19 protein-coding genes and 1 pseudogene are annotated in these 19,698 nt (G+C 49.6%); 11 read left to right on the top strand and 9 right to left on the bottom strand.

Annotated features, from left to right (window positions below; all coding sequences use genetic code 11):
* Positions 1 to 17: 17 nt before the first annotated feature.
* Positions 18 to 1,487 carry a glutamate-cysteine ligase family protein gene (locus D515_RS15535; RefSeq protein WP_002539927.1) on the bottom strand — a complete coding sequence of 490 codons (1,470 nt, stop codon included), beginning with the start codon at positions 1,485 to 1,487 and terminating at the stop codon, positions 18 to 20.
* A 202-nt stretch (positions 1,488 to 1,689) separates the two neighbouring features.
* On the opposite strand from D515_RS15535, the gene D515_RS15530 reads away from it, so the two are divergent.
* Positions 1,690 to 2,922: a DEAD/DEAH box helicase gene (locus D515_RS15530; protein ID WP_002539926.1), complete on the top strand. Its 1,233-nt coding sequence runs from the start codon at positions 1,690 to 1,692 to the stop codon at positions 2,920 to 2,922.
* Between the two features lie 476 nt (positions 2,923 to 3,398).
* On the opposite strand, the gene D515_RS15525 is transcribed toward D515_RS15530, so the two are convergent.
* The 3 genes from D515_RS15525 to D515_RS15515 form a co-directional block, all read right to left on the bottom strand.
* Positions 3,399 to 3,998 (bottom strand): pentapeptide repeat-containing protein, encoded by a 600-nt coding sequence (locus tag D515_RS15525; protein ID WP_152442381.1) that lies wholly within the window; start codon positions 3,996 to 3,998, stop codon positions 3,399 to 3,401.
* Positions 3,999 to 4,026: 28 nt separating this feature from the next.
* Positions 4,027 to 4,797, bottom strand: a complete 771-nt coding sequence (locus D515_RS15520) for an alpha/beta hydrolase family protein (protein ID WP_002539924.1) — start codon at positions 4,795 to 4,797, stop codon at positions 4,027 to 4,029.
* Positions 4,798 to 4,887: 90 nt separating this feature from the next.
* Positions 4,888 to 5,238, bottom strand: coding sequence for a hypothetical protein (locus tag D515_RS15515; RefSeq protein WP_002539923.1), 351 nt, complete (start codon positions 5,236 to 5,238; stop codon positions 4,888 to 4,890).
* Between the two features lie 129 nt (positions 5,239 to 5,367).
* Between D515_RS15515 and D515_RS15510 the strand changes: the two genes are divergently transcribed.
* From D515_RS15510 to D515_RS15495, 4 genes and pseudogenes are all read left to right on the top strand, one after another.
* A complete protein-coding gene (locus D515_RS15510; protein ID WP_002539922.1) occupies positions 5,368 to 6,234 on the top strand; it encodes a helix-turn-helix domain-containing protein in 867 nt (288 codons plus the stop codon).
* A 138-nt stretch (positions 6,235 to 6,372) separates the two neighbouring features.
* The gene (locus D515_RS15505) at positions 6,373 to 7,239 is read left to right on the top strand and encodes a nuclear transport factor 2 family protein (RefSeq protein ID WP_002539921.1); all 867 of its coding nucleotides are present in this window, start codon (positions 6,373 to 6,375) and stop codon (positions 7,237 to 7,239) included.
* Between the two features lie 66 nt (positions 7,240 to 7,305).
* Positions 7,306 to 7,839 carry a hypothetical protein gene (locus D515_RS26435; RefSeq protein ID WP_002539920.1) on the top strand — a complete coding sequence of 178 codons (534 nt, stop codon included), beginning with the start codon at positions 7,306 to 7,308 and terminating at the stop codon, positions 7,837 to 7,839.
* Positions 7,840 to 8,084: 245 nt separating this feature from the next.
* Positions 8,085 to 8,297: pseudogene (locus D515_RS15495) on the top strand (thiamine-binding protein); the annotation flags it as partial.
* A 73-nt stretch (positions 8,298 to 8,370) separates the two neighbouring features.
* Here the strand turns inward: D515_RS15495 and D515_RS15490 are convergent.
* Positions 8,371 to 8,697 (bottom strand): gamma-glutamylcyclotransferase family protein, encoded by a 327-nt coding sequence (locus tag D515_RS15490; RefSeq protein WP_039850184.1) that lies wholly within the window; start codon positions 8,695 to 8,697, stop codon positions 8,371 to 8,373.
* A gap of 264 nt (positions 8,698 to 8,961) precedes the next feature.
* On the opposite strand from D515_RS15490, the gene D515_RS15485 reads away from it, so the two are divergent.
* The 3 genes from D515_RS15485 (at position 8,962) to nadN (ending at position 11,887) form a co-directional block, all read left to right on the top strand.
* The gene (locus D515_RS15485; RefSeq protein WP_039850210.1) at positions 8,962 to 9,387 is read left to right on the top strand and encodes a hypothetical protein; all 426 of its coding nucleotides are present in this window, start codon (positions 8,962 to 8,964) and stop codon (positions 9,385 to 9,387) included.
* Positions 9,388 to 9,481: 94 nt separating this feature from the next.
* Positions 9,482 to 9,856 (top strand): hypothetical protein, encoded by a 375-nt coding sequence (locus tag D515_RS15480; RefSeq protein WP_002539916.1) that lies wholly within the window; start codon positions 9,482 to 9,484, stop codon positions 9,854 to 9,856.
* Positions 9,857 to 10,060: 204 nt separating this feature from the next.
* Positions 10,061 to 11,887, top strand: coding sequence for an NAD nucleotidase (nadN, locus tag D515_RS15475; protein WP_002539915.1), 1,827 nt, complete (start codon positions 10,061 to 10,063; stop codon positions 11,885 to 11,887).
* 49 nt (positions 11,888 to 11,936) lie between these two features.
* Here nadN and arsB read toward each other — a convergent pair whose 3' ends face one another.
* The 3 genes from arsB to D515_RS15460 all read right to left on the bottom strand — a co-directional run bounded on the left by arsB (position 11,937) and on the right by D515_RS15460 (position 14,516).
* On the bottom strand, positions 11,937 to 12,962 hold the full coding sequence (gene arsB / locus D515_RS15470) for an ACR3 family arsenite efflux transporter (RefSeq protein WP_039850183.1): 1,026 nt from the start codon (positions 12,960 to 12,962) through the stop codon (positions 11,937 to 11,939).
* A gap of 81 nt (positions 12,963 to 13,043) precedes the next feature.
* Positions 13,044 to 13,391 (bottom strand): metalloregulator ArsR/SmtB family transcription factor, encoded by a 348-nt coding sequence (locus D515_RS15465; RefSeq protein ID WP_002539914.1) that lies wholly within the window; start codon positions 13,389 to 13,391, stop codon positions 13,044 to 13,046.
* Positions 13,392 to 13,487: 96 nt separating this feature from the next.
* On the bottom strand, positions 13,488 to 14,516 hold the full coding sequence (locus D515_RS15460) for an AraC family transcriptional regulator (RefSeq protein WP_002539913.1): 1,029 nt from the start codon (positions 14,514 to 14,516) through the stop codon (positions 13,488 to 13,490).
* A gap of 161 nt (positions 14,517 to 14,677) precedes the next feature.
* Here D515_RS15460 and D515_RS15455 point away from each other — a divergent pair, with 161 nt between their 5' ends.
* From D515_RS15455 to D515_RS15445, 3 genes are read left to right on the top strand one after another with little or no spacing between them, the layout of a single operon-like run.
* Entirely contained in the window at positions 14,678 to 16,186 is a 1,509-nt protein-coding gene (locus D515_RS15455; RefSeq protein WP_002539912.1) for a coniferyl aldehyde dehydrogenase, read from the top strand.
* A 48-nt stretch (positions 16,187 to 16,234) separates the two neighbouring features.
* Positions 16,235 to 17,785 carry a long-chain-fatty-acid--CoA ligase gene (locus D515_RS15450; protein WP_002539911.1) on the top strand — a complete coding sequence of 517 codons (1,551 nt, stop codon included), beginning with the start codon at positions 16,235 to 16,237 and terminating at the stop codon, positions 17,783 to 17,785.
* A complete protein-coding gene (locus tag D515_RS15445; protein WP_002539910.1) occupies positions 17,786 to 19,414 on the top strand; it encodes a GMC family oxidoreductase in 1,629 nt (542 codons plus the stop codon).
* Here the strand turns inward: D515_RS15445 and D515_RS15440 are convergent.
* Positions 19,411 to 19,641: a glutaredoxin family protein gene (locus tag D515_RS15440; protein WP_002539909.1), complete on the bottom strand. Its 231-nt coding sequence runs from the start codon at positions 19,639 to 19,641 to the stop codon at positions 19,411 to 19,413. The genes D515_RS15445 and D515_RS15440 overlap by 4 nt on opposite strands.
* Positions 19,642 to 19,698 lie beyond the last annotated feature (57 nt).

Genomic DNA, 19,698 nt, shown 5'->3' with positions numbered 1-19,698 from the left:
CACTAGCACCCACTGCATCATAAAATCGGCCAGTGTGAAACTGGTACGCCTGATAAATATTGCTTTTGATACAGGGCGAACATCTTGTTCAGGGCGACTTCACGGCCGTATTTTCTTTCCAGCTCAACCAGAGTCGAAAGCTGCCAACTCGCTCCGTTCTGACGTTTTGCCAAACGGTGCTCTATCACCACCATCAACATGTCAGCCTCTACCCTGGAAATGCCCAGTTCAACCAACGAATCGGCAACGCGTGGTAACAACTTATCCAACACATCCACCAGTGGATACTCTTGCAACGTGCCATTTTCTGATTCCCAAAGGATATTGGCATTCACACCATATTGAGCTGCTCTATAGAAATTATACTTGGCAAATTCAAAAGGTAGCCTGTCCATCAGCCTGTCCAGGTCACGTTGAAGCGCATGTGCCAAACCAATGCAAAGTGCCGCGTTAGCTACCATGTCAATGGTGGTCGGCCCGGCGGGCAAACTTCTGAGTTCAATACGAAGGTGTCCACCGTCTGCATCGTCATACACGGCGCGGTTCCAGCTCCAAATCGTGCTCTGGTGAAGACGCAGCGCATCAAGCCTTGGGCCACAGCCTTCCTTACATTTAGATTCGGGCAGATCAGGCAAAAGTACAGGCTGAAGACTGACTCCTTGTCTGAAAAGTTCCAGCGCGCTTTTTCGCACATACCCTTTACCGAAGGATACCCGTGCAGGCGTGTGCCAGTTCATGCCACAAAGATTGCGGCTGTCTATGGACTGCTTAAACAGCGGTACCCGGGTTTCATGCCAGAGTTTTTTCTGTAAGAAGACGGGGGAATTCGCTGCCATCGCCAAGGTGAAAATGGTGGCGATTTGAATACCGTTGTACCACTGAGCAAACTCATCAGGTTTGACACGATAATGCACCTGAAAAGACGTATTGGCGCCTTCCAGCGTGAGATCATCAGCATCCACTTCCAGGCTTTCTGCGCCATGAATACGGATATGGAATGGCCCACCGCGGGATTCGCAAAGAATATCGGTCAGAGCGTGATAACGGGGGGAGTCCGTCATAGACGCCAGTCCGAAGTCGCCATCTTTCAGTGTGGGCAATATCCCAATCGGCGTGACATCTATACCGTCTGCTTGTGCGATAGCCTGCAGCGATTGCAGTCGTTCGTCCATTTTTTGCTTGAGGAAGGTGAAAGGCGCGCCACTAAATTCGGTATAGGGGCAATTGTATTCCACATTAAAGCGATTGATTTCAGCCGTCATAAGTGGATCTGAGGCTTTGTCGAGAATATCGAGATTGTAGTGCGCGGGTCGATGATGTTTGTCGGTGAGATAAAGCTCCAATTCGGCACCTAAGGTGCATTTCCCTATTCCCCAACCCGGCGTTTCCAGTAACCCTTCGAGTTGGTCCAATTCTGACTTTAGCTGCTTGGCGAATTGCTCATGATCGCTGGCGCTAAACGAGGTTTTATTAATATTCTGTCCCACTGTCTTACCCTCGCTTGACTTCAATGTTTAACATAGAACAAAAAGCGCGCAGTTACAGGCAAGTAGCGACGTCCAAGCCCATATTCACGCCAACATTCGCATTCCTGAGCTAGTATACGAGTGCGGATTATGCACAGCATTTCCGTGAAATCAGACTATCTGATACACTCGCGCCCCTTCTTTATGGCGGAACTTTTTACCCATGTCAGACAACGTATTTTCACTTCTTCATCCCACGCTTCAGCAAACGCTGAGTGAACTTGGTTACAGCGAGCCCACTGATATCCAGCAGCAAGCGATTCCAAAAGTGTTGGAAGGAAAAGACGTGATGGGTGCTGCCCAAACAGGCACAGGCAAAACCGCCGCTTTTACGCTGCCTCTGATCCACCAACTTCTGGAACGTGGTGTGAAAGGTTCTGCGCGAGTGTTGATCGTCACGCCAACCCGAGAGCTTGCTCAGCAGGTGTATGACAAAGTTGCAGAGTATGGCCAGCACACTTCTCTGAAATGTGTGGCGCTATATGGCGGGGCGAACATTAACCCTCAGAAGAATCAGTTGGCGAAGAAGCCGGAAATCATTGTCGGCACGCCGGGTCGCCTGCTCGATCACCTTCATATTGGTACCTTGCAGCTTAACAGCCTGGATACGCTGGTTCTCGATGAAGCTGATCGCATGCTCGACATGGGCTTTATTTCAGACATCAAGCGCCTGATGAAGAAAATGCCAAAGGAACGCCAGACGCTGTTTTTCTCCGCCACCTATCCAAAGCAGGTCATGGATTTGGCTTACCGCCTGCTGAACGACCCTGTACGAGTGGAAGTATCAACCGCTAACAGCACAGCTGAAACCGTCAATCAGTTGGTGCATCCGGTTGACAGAAAACGTAAGCGCGAACTGCTTTCCTACTTGATAGGCAGCCGTAACTTGCAGCAGGTATTGGTATTCGCTAAAACCCGCCAAAGCACTGAAGCGTTGGCAAACGAACTCAAGCTCGACGGACTGGCAGCAGAAGCGATTCACGGCGAGAAAACCCAAGGCGCACGAAACCGCGCATTGGAAGGCTTTAAAAACGGTACTGTGCGCGTATTGGTAGCAACCGATGTGGCTGCACGGGGGTTGGATATCCCTTCACTGGATACCGTGTTCAACTACGAACTGCCACACCAGCCAGAAGACTATATTCACCGAATCGGCCGTACCGGTCGTGCAGGGAAATCCGGCATGGCGATATCGCTGGTCAGTCGTGAAGAAGAAGGCATGCTGAACGCAATTGAAACCTTGATTGACCAACGCCTCCCTCAGGAGTGGCTGGCGGGTTTCGAACCAGATATCAACGCAGATAAAGAGCACCATGAAAAGCGTGGTGGTCGCGGCGGAGAGAAGCGTCGCCTTAAGCGCCAGCTGTTGAAAAAAGCAGGGGCTAAAAAACGCTAGGGTCTAAGTAAAAGAGAAAACGGCGCATTCAGCGCCGTTTTTTTGTGTTCATACCAATCGCAGTAGGTAGCTGATCAGAAATAGCGCAGGAAAAATGCTAGGGGCTGTTGACCTTTGGTGATGATTTTTGCAGCAGTTTGTGGGGATTTTATGCAAGGCAGAGGCTTCGATGTGTAGCTAGCCTACATGAGAAGCCGATAACGCAGCAGAAATTCCCCACAAGCGCTGCCCGAAGGGTTCTGCTCTAAGCGTTTTATGCTTTGTTGAGGTGTATTTGCTTAGAATGCTAGGCGGCACACACCTCGCCGCGCCTAAAACGCTTATAGCTAGAACAAAATTTAACCACCAAAGGTCAACAGCCCCTAGAGAACAAGGCGGGAAATTTCGATAAGTAGTTATTCTACAGTCAAATTTTCCAACGCAGTTATCGAGCATTTTAACAAGCTAGGATGAGAAGATATTTACTACGATTGGTATCAGTCCACCAGCTCAATGCCGAGGCTTTCCAGCAAGTTCAACGCTTCGTAGCGAGAGAACTTGGCGCCTTTAAGCTGATTTTCCAATACGTTGATGGCGTAGTCTGTCGATTCACTGAAATCGACCTCTTGCAGATTGGTACGCATAAACTGAGCGTGGGTAAAATCGCAGTATGTCATCGAAGATTGCTGGAAGTCCCCTTCCCTGAAATCCACTTCATGCAGCTTGCACTCTTCGAGTTTGAGCTCATGCAGCGTCAGCCCAAAGAATGACGCATCATTCAAAATGCATTGCTTGAACCTGAGTTCGAAATCCACATGGTAAGAAGGCCAGTCGGCCTTGCTCCAATCCACGCCCACCAACTTACACTCTTCAAACTGCACGGTAAAAAGACGCGTGCCAGAGAGGTTCATCAAACTCAGATTACAGCGTGCAAACTCACAATTGATGAACTTACAGTTTTTGAAAATGGCGTCAGAGAAATCACACTCTTCAAAGCGACACTCCTCAAACTCAATGCCCGTGAACGATTCGCCTTGAAGGTCTTTCTTCGCGAACAGCTCGTCGTAATAACTTTCGCCACTTTCAATCATACTCAATGTTCCCAAATACGGCCAATAGACAACATTATGCCTGACAATCCGCCTCTATTGCCTGAGTATTCTTGCTTTGGTTTAAAAGCACATTCACTTTTCTAACCACCGCATCCACGACAAACTCATCCAGAAAAATGTCATGACCACCGGGAATTAAATCGACGCTCACTGTCTTGCCTTGCTCCTTCAACACATCACCATAGGTTTCAGTCAGGTAAGGCTGTGTGACGTTGTCTTCCTTGCCGCAAATCAGATGAATATCTGTCTCGGCATCGATTCTTTCAACCCGCGCAATCGGTGAGGTTACTCGAAGGCTGCCCCAAAACAGCGGATTGCGGCGTTGTTCATACATGTCTTTGCGCCAACGGTTAATATCCGCAGGGCAGGAAACCATCACCGCGGCATCAGCAAGGCTTGGATAATACGCGATGATCTTTCCCGTTATCGCAGCGCCACCGGAATGACCACAAATGATCACTTTAGCGGGACTATAGAGGTCTTTTAACGCTTGAATGGCCAAAACAATATGATCGATACGTCTGCGGTTGTAATTGTCACCAACGGTAAAACCTTTCCACCCCCCGGATTTTCGCCCCAGATTGTCTTTATAACCCGGCCTCAATAACCCGACAGATACGACATTGCTAGCGCGTTGGGCGATGGTTTTCGCAAACTGGTTTTGATAGCTCACCGCACCAAAAGGACTGTCGCCATGAATTGCCACAACCAGACAAGGATGAGCCCGCACACCATTTTCGTGAATGTCGACAATGGTTCTGCGGTTATCTATGTTGAGTTCCAAGCGAACGCTCCTTGAAAGGGTGGATTTTGTATGAGCAAAACGAGCTGGCCATAGACTGACTCGATGTATAAGTAAGGAGGACGCGCTAGTTTAGCTAAGAACCGCGTAACTGACGCAGATACCAAACGCGGGCAGTCCCGCGAAAAACAGCTTGAGAAACATTCGGCTGTCGTAGAACCGACGCACTGCATTAAATTCTGCTGCAATGGTGTTATCTACCAAGCTGGAAGCGGCCACGCTTGCTTTATCCGCATCAGCGTGAGAGTCACCATCGTCGAGCCAAAGAAACAATATCGACAAGCCCCACAAGCTCGTCACTGCGCCAAACACATAATCAATCCAGTGCGTGATACCAAATAAGCCTGTGACCTGGTCAAAGCCCCAAATTCCTGCAACCACTATCAAGTTACTTACCAGCACAAATCCCGCTAGCTTTAACATCGTGACCTCCCTCTACGATGGCTATTTCTCTAACCCACTCAATCTATTGCATAGTTGTAACAACAGTCACGTCTGGCGTTCACAATGCGCTAAGATGATTCCATCTTTTTCCAAATTTTCGCGACGCATATGGCAATTCCACTGATCGACTTTAAACAGCGTGAAGCCGCCCTACAGGACGTGGAGATCATCGAGCTTTCAAAACTCTATACCCGCGAGTTCAAAGATCACGATCCTCAAGCGCCGCACCGCCTTTCCTTCTTCATGACAGTGATTTTTGAAAAAGGGGAAGGTAAGCAGATGGTCGATTTCAAGGAACACGCATTCAAACCCGGTACAGTAATCAGTGTGCAGCGTGAACAAGTGACGGCGTTTGATTTAGGGGATAAGCCCGAAGGGAAAATCCTGATATTCACACAAGCATATCTGGATGCGGTTCACGCCAACATGAAGCTGCCCAGTTTCACGCCGACCCACCTCAACAGCCAATATTCGCCAGCCTTTGAACTCGATGAAGAAAACCGTAAACGCACATCCTCATTACTTGATGAAATGATCGCAGAGCTCATCTGTGAAGATGGTGACCCATTGATCGTGATGTATTTATTCTCAGCATTGACCTTGCTTCATCGACGTTTGAAAACGGTCGGGGAAGTCGACAACCTTTCCCCTTCGCAAAGTCGTCTCCTCTCTCGTTTTATCGCGCTCCTACAGGAACATTTTGAACGTACACGTGATGCAAACTGGTATGCCGACCAGCTCGCTACCACCTATAAAACCCTCAATCAGGTTTGTAAGGCATCTACGTCCCTCACCACCAAACAAATGATTGATGCCTTCACCATTACAGAAATCAAACGGCGGTTGGTGGTGAGCAAAATTACCTCTCAACAACTCGCCTATGACTTCGGGTTCGAAGACCCAAGCAACTTCGTTAAATACTTCAAAAAGGAAACCGGACTCACACCTAGCAAGTTCAGAAATCACTATCTATGACTATTGGTGCATAAAGGACTTGCACTGAACTTAGTTTTCTCAGGTTCGATATTGACCATTTTTCTGCCTATTTCCACTCTGCACGGATTCAGTGCAACGTCCTAACATGGCTTCAACACCGAACAAAAGGACGAGACAATGAAAACAATGACAAACAAATTTCTTCGCTCTGTTGCTGTAGCCAGTGTGATGGGAATTGCTGCATGCAGTGCCCAGTCAGCGTCGGAGTCGCTCTCAAACAAGGACAAAGCCGTCGCACTGATCAGCAGTATTGAAACCGGTGACCACGCGCCAATCGCTTATGTAAACCCTAACAAATACATTCAGCACAATCTCGCAGTTGGGGATGGCCTGGAAGGATTCGGTGAACTGATGAAAGCCTTGCCTGAAGGTGGCGCGAAAGCCGATGTGAAACGTGCATTCCAGGATGACGATTACGTGTTCCTGCACACTGAATATGACTTCTTCGGCCCTAAAGTTGGCTTCGACGTATTCCGCTTCGAAAATGGCCAAATTGTTGAGCATTGGGACAACCTGCAAGACATCGCCCCGGCAAACCCTAGCGGTCGTACCCAGCTCGACGGCCCAACAGAAGCGATTGATCTGGATAAAACTGAAGAGAACAAAGCCATTGTTGCAGACTTCGTGAAGACCATCCTGATGGAAGGCAACATGGCGCGCATCAATGACTTTATCGACAACGAACCGGAAGCCTACCTGCAACATAACCCGATGGTAGCTGACGGTCTGGCAGGTTTGGGGGCAGCACTGCAAGCGCTGGCTGAGCAGGGCATGCCAATGTCTTACACCAAAAATCACAAGATTCTGGGTCAAGGTAACTTCGTGTTGACGATCAGCGAAGGGAAATTCCTGAACGAGCACGTGGCCTTCTACGATCTGTTCCGCGTCGACAACGGCAAAATCGTTGAGCACTGGGATGTGATTGAAACCATTCCACCGCGCAGCGAGTGGAAAAACGACAACGGTAAGTTCGGCTTCCAGTAAGCGAAACGTCCACTGTCAAATACCCATCATGAGGCCACAAACGTGGCCTCAGTTACGGAGGTCAGCATGAGAAAATTAACTGTCAGCGACTACGCCGATCGCATCTCGCTCCATCGCCCGTATGTCCCAACCCCATTGCAAGGTCTGACGAACCCAGCATTGGTGCTCAGAGTATTGCAGGAGCTGACACCCGTTCTGCAAAAATCTGGCATTACAGACGTTCGCGAGCTGGATTCCGACGAGCAGCGCACTCTGCTGGACTCCGCCATTACTGTTATTCCGCCAGGTTATCTGAGTGAAAACGGTAAAAGTGCGCTGGATACCCTGATATCTGCAGAGTGCCAAAGCCAATCAATCACAGATGTCAGCGAATTAGCGCCATTTCTAAAAATCGGTGACACCAAGGTAGTGCTCTGGCGTGGAGACATCACCACACTGAAGGCAGACGCAATTGTAAATGCCGCAAATACCATTGAAAATCACGTCATGCTGGCCTTTCAGGTCATTCCACGCCTTAAAGAAGGTAACAATTTCGAAGTGGTCGATAAAGCCATTGAAGTCGTGAAAGCCGCCAATGTGTCATATACCCAAACGACCTGAAGATGCCGATTCAGCGAGTTTGACTGGCGTTGTGATCGCGGCGTCACTTTGCAGGTGTAGTCATCTCCATCAAAAAGGGACAACAAAGAGCACGACGTCAGTCAACTCGCCCGAAGGGAGGCCCTCAATGCGCCCACTTCATCGTTAAATTCCACGGAAATAGAACCACTATTCCTCGCAAAATTTGCCTCGAATTGAACGCATTGATGACCTCTGAATGCGAGCATCTTCAGGTCGTTTGGGTATATAAGGTCGGCGCGATGGAAACCACTATGAAAGGTGAGCTGGATTACTTGCTGGAAGTGGTCAAAAAAGCGCAGCAAGCTTGCTACGACGCAGGCGCGGTAGAAGTGATCACCAATATCAAAATCCATAGCAAAACAGACGCTGCAACAGATACCTTCTGCACCTATCACCGTGGCGTGACGGAAGCGAACCATATGTTTGTGGAAAAGTAAGAAAGCCAGAAACACAAAATCCACCCGAGGGTGGATTTTTTCGTTTCGATAAAGCCAATATACCCAATAAATACTATTTCAGGGCGTAGACATAAGCCTCAACAACCTTGCCATTTTCACAGGCTGCTCGAGTCAATACTCGCTGATATCCCTCGCCTTCAAACTCATCCAAGCGCTTCCAGTGTGAAGGTAAGGCTTCAGAACTGAAGATAAATCCTTCTACGTTATCTGCTGTTTCTGCAAGCGTAATGCCGGGGTAACCATGCTCTGCCCCCCAGCCTTCCTGTAGCAACTTTCCTTTCACCGACGCAGGTTCCCACGTCCCCGGAACCAGTGCTAATACATGCTCATTCGGACGCCCGGGTGCCAGCGTTCCATAGACAAATAGACGAGAAACCATCTTCAACTCCTCCAATGGCTTTTTCGCTATCCTAGCATCGGAATTGCTGGCAGATTTTATCGAATTTTGGACGGAATGAAGTTTATATCTGGTGTGTGTTACACCCTGCTCCAACATCAAATAAATGAATAGTAATCAATCATATAGTTGGATATCGCTCGCCTTTTTATGCCCCATCCCCCGCGTCTTCACTAGCAAACGTTAACATCTCCCCATTACTCTCACACCACAACCACTTAGTGTGCTAAGAACAGGCTCATGACCATGAAAAAACTAATGATCGCTGCTGCTATCGGCCTCACGGCTTTTATTATCTACTCCGAAGCAAACCGTGAACCAAGAGAACGCATTAACTATGCGCAAGCGCTACCTGAAGCTCCTGCCTTTGAAGTGTCATCAAACTTCGACGGCCAATGGGAAGGTAAACGTATTGATATCAGCGGCGACAACATCTGCCTCGAAACCCGCATTCTCGGAAGCATTGAAGAAGGCAAAGTCTCCCTTCGCTTGATGTATAACAACACTCTGCTGAAGGGTTGGATTGCCGATGATGGAAAGCTTGAACTCTACAGCAATAACGAGCGCTGGGGTTACGATTTCAAAGGGACGGCGCAAAACGGGCAAATTGATGGTGAATGGAAGGTATCAAACGCACCCTGTCGTGGCTCTTGGAAAGTGGTGAAGGTTTAATCAACAGTTCCTAAGCACTGGAAAACTGTTCGAATGAGCAGATTGATGAGAAAGTAAAAAAGCGTTCGCAACTAGGGATAAAAGGAAAAAGAGCATGAACTATCTGGTTTTAATCGCTGTGATTCTTCTCGTCTGTCTGGCAGCCGCTCACTCCTACTTGGGCGAACGCTATATTCTGCAACGTCTTTTCAGAAGGGATAACTTGCCCAAGTTGTTTGGGAATGATGATTTTACCAAGCGGACATTGCGCTTCGCTTGGCATGTCACGTCTATCGCCTGGCTGGGTTTTGCAGGCGTTATCATCGCCCTGTCTCTCCCAACGGTTAATGTCTCCCTTATTGCCACAATCATTGCTATCACCTTCCTTATTCATTTCGTTATTGCGCTTGTCGGCTCTAAAGGTAAGCACCTCTCCTGGATAGCATTTTTGATTGTCACTTTGGCCGTGTATTTTGGGGTTTCACACTAGCTCCGGCATGAATTGATAGCGCCACAATTTCATATAAACCTCTTATCGCTGTTTCCCAAAACCCTTTGAAAGCACTCTACACATTATCCGTCTCACCCTTGCATCATCTTTGTTTTGTCTTTTTTTCTTTACTTGAGTGACACAAAGCTTCAATAGCTTAGTCCGCTAAAGAAAGCGCTATCTTCTCTAAGGAAGGAACGAAGAATGAAAACCAAGGTTCTCGCTGCGGCTGTCGCAGCGCTGTCTCTCCCGCTCACGGGCTGCTTTGAACGTCCAATGGATCTCACCATCGCACATATCAATGACCATCACTCTCATCTGGAAGCTGACGATGGTTTAGACATCACCGTTGGTGGTGAAAGCACACGTGCAGAAGTGGGTGGTTTCCCGCGCGTCGTAACCAAAATCCGCGAAATCGACGAATCAAAACAGAACGTTCTGAAGCTACACGCGGGCGATGCCATCACTGGCGATCTGTACTACACCCTGTTTGGCGGTGAAGCCGATGCAGCCATGATGAACCAGGTGTGTTTCGATGCTTTCGCGCTGGGTAACCATGAATTTGATGACGGCGATACGGGCCTGAAAACCTTCCTGGATCAGCTGGCAAGCGGTGACTGTAACACCTCAGTAGTCGCAGCAAACGTTCGCCCAGAAGTCGGTGTATCTCCACTCACACCAGAAGGTCCTTGGGACTCTTTCCGCCCATTCGTGGTGAAAAGCTTCCATGGTCAGAAAGTCGGTATCGTAGGTATTGATATCGCCACCAAAACCAAGAACTCATCTAATCCGGATTCAACCACTGAGTTTTTGGACGAAACGGAAACCGCGCAAAAGTACATCGACAAGCTCAAGAAAAAAGGCGTGAACAAGATTGTTTTGCTGACTCACTACCAATACGGCAACGATCTGGAGCTAGCGAAGAATCTGAGTGGTGTTGACGTGATCATCGGTGGTGACTCTCACAGCCTGCTAGGCGATTTCGATGCGGTCGGTCTGAACAGCGCGGGCGACTACCCAACCATGGTGACGAACAAAGATGGCGACCCGGTTTGTGTCGCGCAAGCTTGGCAATATTCCTCAATCGTTGGCGAGCTGGATATCAGCTTCGACCGCAAAGGTGTCGTTGAAGCGTGTTCGGGTACCCCTCACCTGATGCTGGGTGACACCTTCAAGCGCCGCAACGCTGAAGGTACCCGTGTAGAACTGGAAGGTGCTGACCGCGATGCCGTTTACGCAGATATTGACGCAAACCCCGTGCTTTCAATTGTTGAGCGTGATGCAGAAACGCAAACTCTGCTGGACACTTACACACAACGCATCGAAGAAGAAACCCAAACTGTCATCGCGAACGCGACCTCTAATCTGTGTCTTGAGCGTGTTCCAGGGCAAGGTATCAGCTCGCTCTGTGATGTGACTGAAACCCAGTCTAACGGCTCTGATGTTTCAAATTTGGTGGCGAAAGCTTTCATGTTGCAGAGCCTAGAAGCAGATGTTGCCATTCAGAATGCGGGAGGTGTGCGTGCCGACGTCCCTATGGGTGATGTGACTATCGCGACCGCCTATCAACTGCTGCCATTTGGTAATACCTTGGTGAACCTGAACATGAGTGGTGCTGAAATCAAACTGGCTCTGGAACAAGGCGTGGATTATGTTCTGAACCCAGACGGTTCAAGCGGTGCCTACCCTTACGCTTCGGGTCTGCGTTTTGATGTGGATATTTCGAAAGCGTTTGGTGAGCGTGTCACCAATATCGAAATCAATTCGCGCTTAGCAGGTGATTGGGTAACGCTGGATACAGCAAGTACCGAAACTAATATTCAGGTGGTAACCAACAGCTTTGTCAGCGGTGGTCGCGACGGTTACTTCGTGTTTGGTGATGTCACCAATGATGGTCGAGCAGTTGATACTTACCTTGACTACGCAAAAGCTTTCGTAGATTACGCAGAAGCGGTTGGCACACTGAGCAAACTTCCTCTCGAAGAGTACAGCACCCAGCGTTTTTACGACGCTGACGGTAACCTGCAGTAATCAAACACCTATCTAATCAACAAAGCCCGCAAATGCGGGCTTTGTTATTCTAGGCCTTTGCAGGCTCAAACCAGTGGGTTGTTCTGTTTGCAAACCACACTAGAGATAGCATCACGGGGACTTCCACCAGCACGCCCACAACCGTTGCCAATGCCGCACCTGAATGCAAACCAAACAACGAAATCGCGACGGCGACTGCCAGCTCAAAGAAGTTAGACGTACCAATCATCCCAGCAGGAGCTGCAACGTTATGTGGAAGCTTGAGCCATTTGGCTGCACCGTAAGCAATCGCGAAGATGCCGTAAGTTTGAATAAGCAGAGGTATTGCAATCAACAAAATGGTTTGAGGCTGGCTGACGATGGTCTTCGCCTGAAAACCAAACAGCAACACAACAGTGCCAAGAAGTCCCACAATCGACCAAGGCTTTACAGCCGTCAGGAAGCTTTGCAGTTTTTCCTCACCTTTCGCGAGTAAGTGTTTACGAGCCCAAGCACCTGCGACCAGCGGAAGAACAACATACAAGGCAACGGAGAGAATCAAGGTTTCCCAAGGCACCTGAATATCTGTCACACCCAGCAAGAATGCCGTGATAGGGGCGAAAGCAAACACCATAATGAGATCATTCACTGACACCTGAACCAAGGTATAATTGGCATCTCCTTTGGTGAGCTGGCTCCATACAAAAACCATGGCGGTACAAGGCGCCACACCAAGAAGAATCATACCCGCGATGTATTCGCTTGCACTTTGTGGGTCAACCCAATCTGCAAAGATTCCTTTGAAAAACAACCAGCCCAACGCTGCCATGGTGAAAGGCTTCACTAACCAGTTGATTACCAGCGTCAGAGCCAGACCTTTTGGCTTTTTTCCCACGTCTTTGATGGCGGAGAAATCGACCTGAACCATCATAGGAAAGATCATCACCCAAATCAGTACCCCAACTACCAAATTTACGTGTGCAAATTCCAGATTGGCCACCACTTCAAAAGCAGAAGGAGCAAGATTTCCAAGCAGTACACCCGCACCAATACACACTGCTACCCACACGGAAAGGTAGCGTTCAAACATCCCCATCATTCAGTCCTAAGTCAGTTTAATATATGAAAATTCATATATATTGAGCCATAAAAACACCATCATCCTGGCTCTCTACTCTTAACAGCAGGTAGAAACGCGCTCTGGGCGATCGCCCATTTTGCATAGGCGGGTCATACATTCTTGCAGGAAGACCGGATTAGAATCGGTCGTCACGGCAAGCACCTCTTTCGCCCACGCCGGCAATGCTCTGGAAATGCTGTAGAACACCCACTGGCCCTGACGGCGATCGGTCAGCAGTTGGCATTTACGCAATTGAGCAAGATGACGGGATACTTTTGGCTGGCTTTCTTCGAGCGCTTCCATCAACTCACACACACAAAGCTCCCCTTCCTGTTGCAGCAACATCAGGGTTTTCAGACGGGTTTCATCAGCTAAGCATTTGTAGAAATTAACGGGAGAGATCATTCATATTCACCAGGTCGTTGTTCACCCTGCACACTGTATATATGTTTTTTCATATGTAAAGTGACATTTGGATGTCAGCATCTTCTCTTCACTGAATCAGGCGCAAAGTTGGTTTCGATAATCTCTCGGCGAAGCGCCACTCCACTTACGAAATGCATGACGGAAGTTAGCGGGATCTGAAAAACCCACCCGCTCGGAAATATCTTCAATGCTGATTTGGGTTGAGCGCAGGTAGTGGCGGGCAAGACTGAACCGCACATGATCCAGAATGTCCTGAAACCCGGTGTTTTCATTTTTCAGGTGACGGCGGAGTGTTCGGGAAGACATACCCAGCTCTGAAGAAACCACTTCAATCGACGGATACCGACCGGGGTTTTCCAACAACATCTGTGTAATTTTTTCATTCAACGTCAGCGCCCCTGAGACTTTATCCAGCATCTCATCACAGGATTTAAGACACATACTCAGCGTCATCGGATTTGCGGTTGGCAGCGGCTCATAGAGCTTAGTAGCGTCGAAATGCCATTCAAGGTGTTTGCTGTTGAAATAAACCGGGCAGTGGAAAGTTTCTTCATAGAGTTCGGCATATTCCGGCGCAGGGAAGGGAAAATAAATGGCTTTGGAAGGGAACGGTTGCTGAATCACCTCTTCACACAAACTCAAGATCGCCGCAAACCAGTATTCAGAACAAAACGGCAGCAATGAATCCAGCTCCACCAGCTGATCAGCACGGAAGTAGCCGACATCGTCTTCTACCCACATGGTTTTCTTGAGCACAGGTCCCGCCAAGCGAAGGTATTTGAAACCCATCATCAAGGCGTCAAGCAAAGTATTGCTGCTAAATACGGCGTAGCCCAGGACGCCAAAGTCGCTAAACCTCGCCTGTTGACCGACCTTCAACCCGAGCCCCGGCTCTGAGGTGTTGTTGATGGCATTGCTGAAGGTAGCGAGCTTTTGCATCAGGGTAATGTGGGTATCTGGCGCGTAAAGCCTGTCTTGTTGCAGTCCGGTTCCTTCAAGAAGCGTTTCCATCGGCACGCGATCTTGCAGATAACGGCTTAAAAGCTGCAAATCCAACACGCCACAAGACTTCATGTCTGGCTCATAAACCGCAGTGTACTTCATGGCGCTTCCCCAAGCTGCTCGTCACCAGAAACAGTGATAGGACTATTAATAACGCAATTTTGTCCGAATATCACCGGATTTTGTCTTTTTGGCACCTGTTCGGGGGTTTGACCTGATGTTGTAATCGAATGGTAAATGACAAAACCATCAGGAATTCGGGCATGAACAGTCAAAGCAGTACCGCACCATTCTCCCAACACACTGCGCTTAGTGAATTAGAAACGTGGTTTTACGCGCTGAAATCAGCCTATCAGCAAGATACCCAGCCCGCACTGGAAGATAGAAAAGCGCAACTTTCTGCGCTGAAAACCCAGCTTCGCCGTTATCAGAATGTATTGGCTCAGGCCATGAGTGAAGATTTCGGTGGCCGCAGCCATTCTGAATCCCTGATGGCAGATATTCTGGGGCCGATCCTCGACATCAATCATGTACAAAGTCACCTTCGCCGCTGGATGCGCCCGAAACGCCGCCCAACGGAGTGGCTGTTCAAAGGCAACAAACTGGCACTTCGTTACCAGCCGAAAGGCGTGGTTGGCATTATCTGCCCGTGGAATTTCCCGCTTTATCTCTCTTTGGGTCCCTTGATCACCGCGCTCGCAGCGGGCAACCGCTGCATGATCAAAATGCCGCCGAACTGCCCAAAAACCACCTCTGCATTGAAAGCTATGCTAGCGGAAATCTATTCAGAAGATCGTGTTTGCGTTGTGCCGGGCGATCATCCTCAGGCAATGGAAATCAGCCATCTGCCGTTTGATCATCTGGTCTTTACCGGATCGCCAAACAGCGGAAAGATCATCATGGCGAACGCATCAAAGAACCTCACGCCAGTCACCCTTGAGCTGGGTGGAAAATCCCCTGCTGTGATCTTCAATGATTACGACATCCAGCAAGCAGCCAACCGCATTGCCCACGGTAAGAGTTTTAATGCCGGGCAAATCTGTATCGCACCGGACTATGCGTTCGTGCCAAACGAAAAAGTGGATGCCTTTGTTGAAGCACTATCCCAGGCTTACAACAAGATGTATTCAGGAATAGCAAGCAACGCTGATTGCACATCCTTGGTTGATGATGCCCAATTCGAACGCTTTCAGGCACTCGTTGAAGACGCCAAAGCCAGAGGTGCCAACACCATCAAATGTCGCGATGACAGCGATAAACGCAAAATGCCGCTGCACATTGCAACCAACCTGTCGCCGGAAATGCGGATTTGTCAGGAAGAAATCTTCGGGCCCCTGCTGCCCGTTCATGGCTACAACAGCCTTGAAGAGGTCGCTGATTACATCACTAACCGCCCAAGACCACTGGCTTGCTACCTGTTCAGTCACGATAAAGAACGTCGGGAATGGATGCTTGAGCGCACCCACAGTGGCGGCGTCACTATCAACGATTGGGGCTGGCATGCCCTGAACCATGCCGTGCCGTTTGGTGGCATTGGTAACTCTGGCATTGGGAATTACCACGGCGAAGAGGGCTTTCGCGAACTTAGCCATGCCCGGACCGTTTTGCAGATGCGCCGTTGGTTCCCAATCAGCCTGTTCGCGCCGCCATATGGCAACCTCGCGCAAAGACTGGTGATGCGACTATTCATCGGCAAACCCGATCCCATGCTTTCCACACAAGACAATGCCAACGCCGCTATTGAAACCCCAGACATCGCTTCTGGACGATAGTGCTCGATAAAAACAAGGCAAACTAAAAGGAAGATAAGGAGTACAAGGATGCACAATCTTGCTGTCAATCTGGAGCGCAGTGCGGCGCTCTTTTCCGATAAAGTTGCTGTTCGAATGGCCGACACCGCCTTCACCTTCGAACAGCTCGACAAACTCGCCGCCAACGTCGCCCATCACCTTGTTTCACTCGGCTTGGAACCGGGAGACAAAGTTGCCCTCTCCTGTCCCAATATCCCCTACTTCCCCATCGCGTATTACGGCATTCTGAAAGTAGGCTGCGTGGTAGTACCGATGAATGTATTGTTCAAGCCCCGCGAGGTTGCTTATCACCTTAATGATTCCGACGCTAAAGCCTATCTCTGTTTCGATGGCACAGAAGAATTGCCGATGGGCACCTTTGGCCAGGAAGGGTTTAAACACGCGGAAGGCTGCGAGCACTTTGTGTCCATGCCAGGAAATGATTCGTCAGCCCATTCCCTTCAAGCCTGGCTGTCAGAAGCATCACAGCCATTTGAAGCGGTTTCCCGACTGGGCGATGATACGGCGGTTATCCTCTATACCTCTGGCACCACAGGCCAGCCCAAAGGTGCTGAGCTTTCCCACACCAACATGATGACCAATGCCATGGCGTCGCAGAACCTGATGCGTTTGGAATACAGCGACACCACCATGGCGGCGCTGCCACTGTTCCACAGCTTCGGACAAACCGTGATGATGAATGCCAGCATACTCACTGGCGCGACTGTGGTGCTGGTGCCCCGCTTTGAACCTGCCAGCGTGATTGAACAAATCATCGAACAACGGGTGACTGTATTTGCTGGCGTTCCTACCATGTATATCGCCCTGCAACGTGCCAGCGAAGCCTGTGCAGAGAAAGCCGAGAAAGTGCGCCAGAGTCTGCGACTAGGCATTTCTGGCGGTGCCTCTTTGCCTGTTGAAGTGTTGCGCCAGTTTGAAGCGGCCTTTGAGCTTCCCATTCTCGAAGGCTATGGCTTGTCTGAAACCGCACCTGTGGCGACTTTCAACCATATCGACAGCGACAGACTTCCCGGCAGTGTCGGCCAACCGCTGTGTGGTCATATGATCAAGATTATCGACTTGGCCGGAAACAGCGTCCCGACGGGCGAGCGTGGTGAAGTGTGCATCAAAAGCCCAAGCGTGATGAAAGGCTATTACAACCGCCCAGAAGCGACGGAAGAAACCTTTGTCGACGGATGGTTCAAAAGTGGTGACATCGGCTATCTCGATGAACACTGCAATCTCTTCATCGTTGATCGCGTGAAAGACATGATCCTGCGTGGTGGCTATAACGTCTATCCGCGTGAAATCGAAGAAGTGATGATGTGTCACCCTGCTATCGAAATGGTAGCTGTGGTGGGCGAACCCCACGAGAGACTTGGCGAAGAAATCCATGCTCATGTACTGTTAAAGCAAGATGCTGAGGTCTGCGAAGAAGCCGAGATTATTGCTTGGTGCAAGGAACAACTGGCGGATTACAAATACCCGCGCCGCGTCATTATCCGTAGCAGCTTCCCAATGACCGCAACGGGCAAAATCCTCAAGCGTGACCTCCACCCTTCCAATGATGGAGACGCATAAATGGATAGCTTTGATTACATTGTTGTCGGCGGTGGCTCAGCTGGGTGTGTGATGGCATCCCGCCTGTCCGAAGACCCGACAGTAACTGTCTGCCTGCTGGAAGCCGGCGGCAAGGACACCAGCGCCCTCATCCACACCCCTGTTGGCGTGGTGGCAATGATGCCAACCAAAATCAATAACTGGGGATTTGAAACCGTTCCCCAACCGGGATTAAACGGACGCAAAGGTTATCAGCCGCGCGGTAAAACCCTTGGCGGTTCGAGCTCAATCAATGCCATGATGTACTGCCGCGGACACCGATTCGATTACGATCACTGGGCAAGCTTGGGAAACCAAGGCTGGAGCTATGATGAATGCCTGCCGTATTTCAAGAAAGCGGAAAACAACGAAGTTCACCACGATGAGTTTCATGGCAAAGGTGGCCCGCTCAACGTTGCTGAGCTTCGCTCGCCAAGTCCTTTGATTGAGCGTTTTCTGGATGCCTGTGAAAGCATTGGCGTACCAAGAAACCCAGATGTGAACGGCGCAGAGCAATTCGGTGCGATGGTGACTCAGGTTACTCAGCTTAATGGTGAACGTTGCAGCGCTGCCAAAGCCTATCTCACGCCTAATATTGAGCGCCCTAACCTGACTGTGATCACCAATGCCACCACTTGTCGTGTGCTGTTCGAAGGCAAAAAAGCGGTTGGGGTGGAATACGAAAAACAAGGACAACGCGTTCAGATCCGCTCTCATCAAGAGGTGATCCTGTCAGCCGGTGCGTTTGGTTCACCGCAAATTCTGATGCTTTCAGGTGTCGGGGCGAAAGCTGATCTGGATGCCCACGGCATAGAGCAAATTCACGATCTTCCCGGCGTGGGTGAAAACCTGCAGGATCATATCGATCTGGTGCATTCTTACCGCTGCACCGCTAAACGCGACAGTTTTGGTGTTTCGCTGCAAATGGGTATCGAAATGGCGAAAGCCCTGCCCGAGTGGATGAAAGAACGCAAAGGCAAACTGAGCAGCAATTTCGCGGAAGGTATTGGTTTTTTGCGTTCATCGGATGACATTGATGTGCCGGATTTAGAAATCGTATTCGTCGTTGGCGTCGTCGACGACCATGCCCGTAAAATTCACGCCAGTCATGGTTTTTGCTCACACCTCACCCTGCTTCGCCCCAAGAGCATTGGTACTGTAAAACTCAACAGTGCCAATCCTTCGGACTCACCGCGTATCGACCCCAATTTCTTTGCTGCCCCTGATGATATGCGAGTGATGATTGAAGGCTGGAAGAAGCAATATCAGTTGCTTGAAAGCGACGCATTCAAAGACATTCGAGGCAAGCCTTTTTATCCGGTCGATGCTAGTGACGATGCAGCGATCGAGCAGGACATCCGCAACCGCGCAGACACCCAGTATCACCCGATTGGCACCTGCAAAATGGGAACGGAAGAAGACCCAATGGCCGTGGTGGATAACCAGCTTCGTGTCTACGGTTTGGAAGGATTACGCGTGGTGGATGCGTCCATTATGCCGACGCTGGTAGGTGGTAACACTAATGCCCCGACCATTATGATTGCGGAGAAAGTCGCCGACATCATTAAGCAGCAGCGACAAACCTTCACAACCATCGCCAAGGCGAATTAATCGCCTTTCAGCGCTTTATCCACGGCTTTCACGTTGAAGCCGTGGAGAACTTTGTCACCAATCTTTATCACCGGCACGCCACGCGCACCCAGCGAGGCGTGCTCTTTTCTGCCTCTTGGTGTGCCCACATCGCACAAACGGTAGGCGATTTTCTTACTGTCGAAATACTGCTTGGCTGACTGGCAGTGAATACAACTCTTACTGGTATATAAAACGATGCGTTTCAAAAAAGCGCCTTTGTTCAATGATAATTTTTGAGGAGGTTACCACCGAACAAAGGCGGG

Source organism: Grimontia indica, from assembly GCF_000333895.2.
In the GTDB taxonomy this organism is placed as follows: Bacteria; Pseudomonadota; Gammaproteobacteria; order Enterobacterales; family Vibrionaceae; genus Enterovibrio; species Enterovibrio indicus.
This window is presented reverse-complemented; position numbering and strand designations above follow the sequence as displayed.